General features: G+C 71.7%; 9 protein-coding genes. 4 read left to right on the plus strand and 5 right to left on the minus strand.

Translation table 11 applies throughout. The features are described 5' to 3' along the window. The coding region (locus CVO76_RS14115; protein WP_208739783.1) for a LacI family DNA-binding transcriptional regulator at nt 1-532 on the minus strand (532 nt) is incomplete at its 3' end. 79 nt (nt 533-611) lie between these two features. Next, on the minus strand, nt 612-2,351 hold the full coding sequence (locus CVO76_RS14120) for a glycoside hydrolase family 13 protein (RefSeq protein ID WP_208739784.1): 1,740 nt from the start codon (nt 2,349-2,351) through the stop codon (nt 612-614). Nucleotides 2,352-2,619: 268 nt separating this feature from the next. Here CVO76_RS14120 and CVO76_RS14125 point away from each other — a divergent pair, with 268 nt between their 5' ends. Both CVO76_RS14125 and CVO76_RS14130 read left to right on the plus strand, forming a co-directional pair. After that, complete coding sequence (locus CVO76_RS14125; RefSeq protein WP_133081269.1) at nt 2,620-3,186, plus strand: hypothetical protein; 567 nt, start codon at nt 2,620-2,622, stop codon at nt 3,184-3,186. Nucleotides 3,187-3,236: 50 nt separating this feature from the next. Then, nucleotides 3,237-3,938 (plus strand): PspA/IM30 family protein, encoded by a 702-nt coding sequence (locus CVO76_RS14130; protein WP_133081268.1) that lies wholly within the window; start codon nt 3,237-3,239, stop codon nt 3,936-3,938. On the opposite strand, the gene CVO76_RS14135 is transcribed toward CVO76_RS14130, so the two are convergent. Then, complete coding sequence (locus CVO76_RS14135) at nt 3,895-4,473, minus strand: hypothetical protein (protein WP_208739785.1); 579 nt, start codon at nt 4,471-4,473, stop codon at nt 3,895-3,897. The two genes, CVO76_RS14130 and CVO76_RS14135, sit on opposite strands and share 44 nt — an antisense overlap. A 64-nt stretch (nt 4,474-4,537) precedes the next feature. On the opposite strand from CVO76_RS14135, the gene CVO76_RS14140 reads away from it, so the two are divergent. Further along, a complete protein-coding gene (locus CVO76_RS14140; RefSeq protein ID WP_208739786.1) occupies nt 4,538-5,221 on the plus strand; it encodes an SDR family NAD(P)-dependent oxidoreductase in 684 nt (227 codons plus the stop codon). 66 nt (nt 5,222-5,287) lie between these two features. Here CVO76_RS14140 and CVO76_RS14145 read toward each other — a convergent pair whose 3' ends face one another. Next, nucleotides 5,288-6,496, minus strand: coding sequence for an MFS transporter (locus CVO76_RS14145; RefSeq protein ID WP_208739787.1), 1,209 nt, complete (start codon nt 6,494-6,496; stop codon nt 5,288-5,290). Between the two features lie 26 nt (nt 6,497-6,522). Between CVO76_RS14145 and CVO76_RS14150 the strand changes: the two genes are divergently transcribed. Continuing rightward, nucleotides 6,523-7,107, plus strand: a complete 585-nt coding sequence (locus CVO76_RS14150; protein ID WP_208739789.1) for a TetR/AcrR family transcriptional regulator — start codon at nt 6,523-6,525, stop codon at nt 7,105-7,107. Nucleotides 7,108-7,154: 47 nt separating this feature from the next. On the opposite strand, the gene CVO76_RS14155 is transcribed toward CVO76_RS14150, so the two are convergent. Beyond that, nucleotides 7,155-7,942 (minus strand): DUF695 domain-containing protein (locus CVO76_RS14155; RefSeq protein WP_208739791.1); only part of this gene is annotated, 788 nt, incomplete at its 5' end.

The raw sequence follows: 7,942 nt of genomic DNA on the forward strand, positions 1-7,942 counted from the left end.
TCCGGCGATGGCCGAGCGTGATGAGGTGGTCCGTGGCCAGTCCGGCGATCGCGTGGTCGTCGACGCTGTAGGTCTCGGCCCCGGGGAGGGGGCCGCCGATGCCGACGACGGGCTTGCCGACGGCGAACAGCTGTCCCAGTTCCTCGCGGCCCAGTTCCAGCGAGACGGGGATGACGCCGTCGCAGCGCTGCCGGAGCAGGAATTCGGAGAGGACCCGGTCGCGGTGCCCGGCGTCCTCGTTGAGGTTGTAGAGCGTCAGGTCGTAGCCCGCCTCGAGCAATGACGCGGCCACGCTGTCCACGATCTGGGAGTAGTACCAGCGGGCTACGGACGGGACGACGACGCCCACGTTGCGGTGGCGCCCGGACGCCAGCGAGGAAGCCGTAGAACTGACCACGAAGTCCAGCGTCTTCGCGGCCTGCAGCACGCGCGCGCGGGACTGCTCGGAGACCCGGCCGTTGCCGCTGAGCGCCCTGGATACGGTGGCGGTGGAGACACCGGCCAGGCGGGCGACGTCCTTGATGCCGGCCATGGTGTCCTCTCCTCCCGTGCCCGGGGACAGTCCGCTCGACGTGTCCCCGTTCGATCATTCCGGATCAGGCATGGATCCGCTATCCGGCGCTGGTCAGCATCCAGACGCAGGCGTCGGGTACGAGGTGCCCGCCGTCGGCCGCGCCGGGCGTGCTCGCCGCGATCACCGTGCCCTCCGGCAGCGGGGTCGCGAACTCGCCCATGTTGAGGAGGACGAGGACGTCGCCGTTCCGGAAGGCGACGACGTCGGTCGCCTCGAGTGCGCGGGACCAGCTCAGCGAACCGGCTCCGAGGCGCAGGTCGCGGCGGAGCCGGAGGGCCGTGCGGTACAGCGACAGCGTCGAATCGTCGTCCATCGACTGCACGTCGCGCGCGTACCCGGCCCAGTCCTCCGGCTGCGGCAGCCACGGCGCCGAACCGTCCACGTCCGCGAATCCGAACGACGGCGCCCCGGCCCGCCACGGGAGGGGGACCCGGCACCCGTCGCGGCCCAGGCGCTCGCCCCCGGTGCGCACGAACGTCGGATCCTGCCGCGCGGCGTCGGGCATGGCGGTGTGGTCCGGCAGGCCGAGCTCCTCGCCCTGGTACAGGTAGATGCCGCCGGGCAGGGCGAACATCGCGAGCGACGCGGCGCGGGCACGGGCGAGACCTGTTCCCGTGTCCGGCTGCGCGTCCGACCGGCCGATCCCGTCACCACCACGGGGAGCGCCCTCGGCGAGGCCGAAGCGGCTGGTGTGCCGGACGACGTCGTGGTTGCTCAGCACCCATGTGGTGGGCGCGCCGACGGCATCGAAGGCGGTGAGCGATGACGAGATGACATGGCGCAGGCTGTGCGCGTTCCACGGGTGGTGGAGGTAGGCGAAATTGAAGGCCTGGTGCATCTCGTCCGACCGCACCCAGTCGGTGAGCCGGGGCAGGGGGTCGATCGACGCTTCCGCGCAGAGGATGCGCTCGCCGTCGTACTCGGCGAGGATGCCGCGCCACTGCCGGTAGATCGCATGGACCTCGTCCTGGCCGAACATGGGTGCCTCCCAGCCGGGGAAGCCCTCGGACGAGCAACCGTCGGCGCGTCCGCCCCAGTCGGGCAACCCCTGCGCCTTCACGAGGGCGTGGGCCACGTCCACGCGGAAGCCGCCGACGCCGCGATCGAGCCAGAATCGCAGGACCCTCTCGAACTCCGCGCGCACCGCGGGGTTGTCCCAGTTGAAATCGGGCTGGGAGGAGTCGAAGAGGTGGAGGTACCACTGGCCGGGCATGCCGTCCGTGTCGACGGTGCGGGTCCACGCGGGGCCACCGAAGTGCGATTGCCAGTTGTTGGGCGGTTCGCTGCCGTCGGTGCCCCGGCCGTCCCGGAAGACGAACATCCCGCGCTCCGCCGATTCCGCGGGAGCGGCGAGGGCGGCCTGGAAGAGGACGTGGTCGCTGGAGCAGTGGTTGGGCACCAGGTCCACGATGACGCGGATGCCGAGGGCGTCGGCGCGCGACACCAGCGCGTCGAAGTCGGCCAGGGTGCCGAACAGGGGATCGACGTCGCAGTAGTCGGCGACGTCGTATCCGCCGTCGCGCTGGGGCGAGGTGTAGAACGGCGACAGCCAGACGGCGTCGATGCTGAGGTCCGCGAGGCGCCCCAGCTCCGCCGTGATGCCGGGGAGGTCACCCATGCCGTCGCCGTTCGAATCCCGGAACGACCGCGGATACACCTGGTAGATGACGGAGGAGCGCCACCACCGGTCGTCCTCGGAGGCGGCGTGCAGGGGCGCATGGAACGCGGCGGACGTGGACAGGTGCTCGCCGTGCAGGACGGGGGCGATCTCAGACATGCCGATCATCCTAGACCCGTTGAGACCAAACGATGGAAGCGCTTCCAATGTTCAGCCTACTGTCCTTGCGCATTTCCTGCGGAAATTGACAGGAGATCACCAGACTACTGAGCAGTACGGTGTAAACGTTTACAACTACAGTTCCCCCGATGGTCGGCGCTCAGGGCGAGGAGCAGGGCGAGGACCCGTCCGGTGCCGGGACCCCGGGTGGAATTTGTCCCGGCACGCGGGCAGACTGGAGGGATGGAACAGACTCCGGAGTCGTGTCGTGCTTGAGACCTTCGTCGAAGCCCTGGCGATCGGCGCCGGCGTGCTGGCAGCCATGGGTGCCGGGACCGGGGTTGCCGGCTGGCTGGTGGTGCGGAAGGTCCGTCGGTCGCGGATCATCGAGCGCACCAGGGACCGGGGACTGCTGGCCGCCCGCGCCTACGCGCCCGACCGCCTCACCCGTGAACCCGCCCGGCTCATCGGTGAGCTCAAGCGCTCCTCGCGTGCCACGCATCTCGCGCTCGCCGAGGCCGCGGCGCAGGGGCGGCCGGTCGGTGACCTGCCCCGGGCCGCTGCCGAGATCGACCGGGCGGCGGGTTCCCTCGAACACCTGCTGAGGGTCGCGGACCGCGAGCCGAACCGGACTCTGAAGCAGGAGCTGACCACGGATCTGGCCGCTCAGGCGCGTGCCCTCGACGACCTCTCCGCCGATCTCCGCCGCTGCCTCCTCCAGACGTCGCGGTCCATCGACACCCTCCAGCTCGATCAGGCCACCAGCCGCCTCCGCACCGAGATCTCCGCCATGAGCACGTGGCGGGACAGTTACGGGAACCGGCAGGGCTGGTGACCGGTTCCACTAGGTAGCACACTCCATCCAGTCACCCCGGGGGTCCGACCGTGTCGATCAAACGCCGCATCACGCGCATCGTGCAGGCCAACCGCAATGCGGCGACCGAAGCGAAGCAGGATCCGCGGGTCCAGGCGCAGAACGCCCAACTGGCGCAGCGCTCGCTGCTCGACCAGGCGAGGCGTGGAGCGGCCGATGTCGCAGCCCACCATCACCGGGTGGGCCTCGCCGCGAACGAGGCCGCCGCCTACCTCAACCGGGTCGAGGCTGCTGCGGCCGCCGCCGTGCAGCGGGGCGACGACGACGCCGCCCGGGCGGCGATCCGGGAGTCGATGACGGCGCGACGGCGTCTCGAGACGCTGACCCGGCAACTGCACGAAGCGGAGCAGCAGGCCCGCCGGCTCCACGACGACGTGCAGCGGCTCGAACAGCGTGTGCAGCAGAACGCGATGGAGTACGACGCCCTGCTCGCCCGGCGCGCGGCCGCCCAGGCCGCCATCGGCGTGCACGACGCTCTGGCGTCGTCGTCGAGGGAGGCCGCGGCGATCGACGCCGCGCGCCGGAACGCCGAGCTCGAGGTGCGCCGCTTCGAGGCGCAGGCCCAGGCCCGTGAGGAGCTGTCGTGGACAGATCCTTCGTCGCCGCGCCTGCAGCAGGCGTTCGAGGAGCTCGAAGCGGACGCCGCGGCCCAGCAGGAACTCGAGGACCTCAAGCGGAGGAACGCGCGAGGCTATCCTCCAGCGCAACAGTGAGCGCCTGCAGGACGGCGTCGTCGACGTCGTCCACGGCGCGGAGGCGCACGCGCCACGCGAACGGATCATTCGCCCGCACCGGTTCGAGGCCGGGCAGCTCCGGTACCGCCAGACGGAAGTACAGGTCCACCGCCGTCCTGGTGCCCGGGGTGATCTGCGCGAACTTGCGCCGGGTGGTCTGCAGCGCCGCATAGGTCTTGCGCATCTGGATCACGACCCCCGGTGTCTCCGCAGCCCAGAGGATGAGGCGGTCCGCGATGGGCTTCAGGAGCGGCCGGTCCTGGTACTGCGCGTCGTACAGCTCGTCGGCGGAGCGGAGGAAGAAGTCGGGCAGTCCGAAGACCTCCCAGTCGACGCTCATGAGGTTGTACCCCGTGACGCCCTGGCCCTTCAGCCATCGGGACAGGTCCTCGCGGCTGGTCACCCCTGCCTGCCGTGCTTCAGCCGCCCATTCCGCCGGCGTCCGGCCGGTGGTGCGCAGGAGTCGGGCCGCGTTCGTGTCCACCATCGACTGCCAGCTCTGCATCTCGCCCATCCCCACACTGTAGTGGCGCCGCTGCACGCCCGGAGCGGTGCCGGTGCGTTGCTACACTCTGCCAATGACTGAGCTGAGCGGTTCCCACGTCCTCGTCGTCGGCGCCACCGGGGTGCTCGGTGCGGAGCTGTCCCGGCAGCTGGCGGCGCACGGCGCACAGCTCACCCTGACCGGCCGGTCGGAGGAGAAGCTGGCGCAGCTCGCGGACGAACTCGGCGACGCCGTCGTCGGGCAGGTCGCCGCGGATCTCGGCCGGCCGACGGGCCCTGGGGACATCGCCGCTGCCGTGTACGGCCGCGAACTCCACGGCATGGTGTTCGCCGCGGGCGTCGTCGCCTTCGGCCCCGCCGTCGAGGTGGATGACGACACCCTCGACGAGCTCCTGCTCGTGAACCTCCTCGGCTACATGCGGCTCGTGCGCGACATCGCGCCGAGGCTCGCCCGGGATTCGTTCATCGCGCAGATCAGCGCCGTCGTCGCGGAGAGCCCGACGGCGGGTATGGCCGCGTACTCGGTGACGAAGGCCGGCCTCAGCGCCTACGGCAAAGCCCTCACGCTCGAGCTCCGGAGGCAGGGTGTCCGGATCCTGGACGTGCGGCCGCCGCACACGGAGACCGGGCTGGCCGCCCGGCCCATCGCGGGCTCGGCCCCGAAGCTGCCGCAGGGCAAGGACCCCGTGGCCGTCGCGGGCCGCATCGTCACCGCCATCCGCGAGGGTGAGCGGGACCTGCCGTCGTCGGCGTTCTGACCGTCGTGCGCCGAGGGCCGGTGGCGGGACGCGGCGGCGGGCCTGCCGACGACCCGCGGCTGCCGGTCACGACGACACGTCTGCCCGTCGGCCGGTCCGGAGGTGGGTCGCTGCGGCCGGCCCGGCGGTGACGACGGTGCCGGCTGCGCAGGCGACAGCGGCCGCGGAGAAGGCGAGTGCGGGACCGGCGGCCTCGATCAGGGAACCCACGAGGGGGGCCCCGGCCGCCTGTCCGAGGACGAGCGCGGTGAAGAGCAGGGACGTTCCGCCCGCGCTGTTCTCGGCGACGGACGACGCCCACAGGATCAGGACGGAGGTCGCCGCCGTGTAGGCGAGACCGAAGACAGCCGCCGCCAGGTACGCGAGGACGGGATTGCCGGCCGCTGTCCCGAGAAGCGCTGTCGCCCCCGCCGTGCCGAGGGCCGTCACCGACCAGGTGGTCGGGATGCGGTGGTCCGCGAGCCAGCGGGCGGCCAGGATCGCGCAGGCGCCGCCGGCCCCCAGCGCCATCCACGCGCCGGCCGACATGGACGCGGTCATGCCGCTCTCCTCGAGGGTCGCCCGTCCGTACACCCACACGGCGGCGCAGCCGAGGCCGAAGACGAAGGCGCCGGCGAGCGGCCTGCCGAGCCCCCGGACGCTCGATCGCGCGACCAGTGACGGCGCATCGCGTCTCCGCGGGCCGTTCCCGGCCGGTACTGCCAGGATCCTGTCCAGGCGCAGGACGGACAGCACCGAGGCCAGGGCGATGCCCGCGATCAGGAGCCAGGCGATCCGCCAGGCGTCGCCGAGCACGAGGGACAGGATGCCCGCGGCGACGACGCCGAACCCCGTCCCCGAATTGACGACCGACTGGAGCCTCCCCTCCCGGGCAGGGGCGGTGTTCCGCTGCACGAGCTCCACCAGGGCCGGCGACGCGAACCCCGCACCCGTTCCGGCGAGGAGCACGGCACCGGTGAACATCGCCGTGTCCTGGGCGCAGGCCACTCCGATACTGCCGAGCGCCGCCGAGAGACCGGCGAGGAGGGTCACGGCGCGGGGATGGCCGGGTGCGTACCGGAAGCCGAGGGCCGCCGAGACGCAGTACAGCACCGAGGCGCCCGACGACGTCAGCCCGGCCACAGTGGGGGACAGGGAGAACGACGCGGAGAAGGCGGGCAGGAACAGGCCGTACCCCAGGCGCGCCAGGCCGTAGGTGGCGGCGATGAGGGCGACGGCCGACACGGCGAACCCGGTGGAGGGTGCCGGACGGCGGGACCATAACGATCGTTTCATTGAAACGGACGTTATATCCTTGTGGCGTGACGACGCAACCATCCGCACGGGAGAGACTCCTCGATGCAGCAGAAGAACTGGTCTCGATGCAGGGTGTCACCGTCACCCCCGTCGATGCCATCCTCGAGCGCGCCCGGGTGTCGCCGGCGACCCTGTACGCGCATTTCGGGAACAAGGAGGGTCTCATCACCCAGGCCCTCCAGCGCCGGCTCTCGGCATGGGACCGCACGTGGCAGCAGTGCATCGATGCTGCGGACACACCCGAGGAGAAGGTGCTCGCAGTCTTCGACGCGCTGGCCCAGCACCGGCGCAGCCTCCACCCGTCGCGCTGGTGCGTCTTCCTCGGCGTCACCGCCGAGGCGCCGTCCCGCGGGCCCGAGCTGGAGGACATCCTGGCGGGTGACACACGGCTGCTGGCCGACAGGCTCGGGGAGCTTGCTGCCGGCCTGGTCGGAGCCGGCCGATCCGAGAACCTGGCACAGCACCTCGTCCTGGTCTACACAGGGGTCCTGGGAATGATCCTCCGCGGCGCCGACGCCGATACCGCGATCGCCGACGGCCGCCGCATCGCCGCCATCACCGTCTCCGCGTTCGGGACGGCCGACGCCTAGCTGTCCGGGGCCTGCGGCCCCGCCGGTGGGTGGCGGGATGCGGACGGTCAGGCGAAGTCCTGCACCTTCCTCCAGCCCGGGTCGAGCGAGTGCCTCGCGGTGACGGACCGGCGCTCACGTGCGGCGGCGTCGAGGGCGTCCCGGCCGTTCTGGTCCTCGGCGTCCGAGTAGAAGTGGAAGGTCCGGGCGCCCTTCGAGGTCTCTGTCGCCACGAGCATGCCCCGCATCCCGAGGGCCCGCACCAGGCTGTCCTCGAGCCCGCCCAGGTCGTCGGACGCCGCGGCTCGGGGGAGTCCCTGCTCGTCGGCGTCGAACGGGATGCGCAGCGCCGTGTGGAGGTCGAAGCGCGGGTGGTCGATCCACCGCAGCGGCCGCAGGACCCGCACGAGGATGGGGTCGCCGGATCCCAGTGTCCCCTGCATGAGCAGCCAGTGCGGTTCCGGCGATGCCTGCGCCAGCTCCGCCACGCGTGCGGGCAGCTCGGCGGCGGGGATGCTGTCCTGGACGTCGTGGACGAGGCAGTCCACACGGCGTACCCAGCGCTCGACGTCGTCCTCGCCGAGCAGCCACTCGAGCAGCAGGACGCAGAGGCCGTGCTCGTCGTCCCACTGCCCCGTGAAACCGGGGTTGTGCACGGACAGGATAAAGCCGTCACCCGCGCGGGCCACCGCCGCGTGCACGCGCGTGAGACTCAGGTCGAAGGTCCTGCCGCGGTAGGTGATGATCGACTCCAGCATGTCCGGCTTGGCGCTGCGGGCGGGCACGAAGGACCAGCGGCTGCTCGGCGGCGGGGCGGCGCGGTACCACCGCTCGGACTCCACGAAGGCCCCGACCG

The sequence above is a fragment of the Arthrobacter agilis genome (assembly GCF_002953615.1).
Taxonomy (GTDB): Bacteria; Actinomycetota; Actinomycetes; order Actinomycetales; family Micrococcaceae; genus Arthrobacter_D; species Arthrobacter_D agilis_B.

What these genes read in the sequence shown, in the direction of transcription:
- CVO76_RS14140 (WP_208739786.1), top strand. Translation starts at nt 4,538, where the DNA reads ATGACTGAGCTGAGCGGTTCCCACGTCCTCGTCGTCGGCGCCACCGGG.
- CVO76_RS14135 (WP_208739785.1), bottom strand. Translation starts at nt 4,473, where the DNA reads ATGGGCGAGATGCAGAGCTGGCAGTCGATGGTGGACACGAACGCGGCC.
- CVO76_RS14120 (WP_208739784.1), bottom strand. Translation starts at nt 2,351, where the DNA reads ATGTCTGAGATCGCCCCCGTCCTGCACGGCGAGCACCTGTCCACGTCC.
- CVO76_RS14145 (WP_208739787.1), bottom strand. Translation starts at nt 6,496, where the DNA reads ATGAAACGATCGTTATGGTCCCGCCGTCCGGCACCCTCCACCGGGTTC.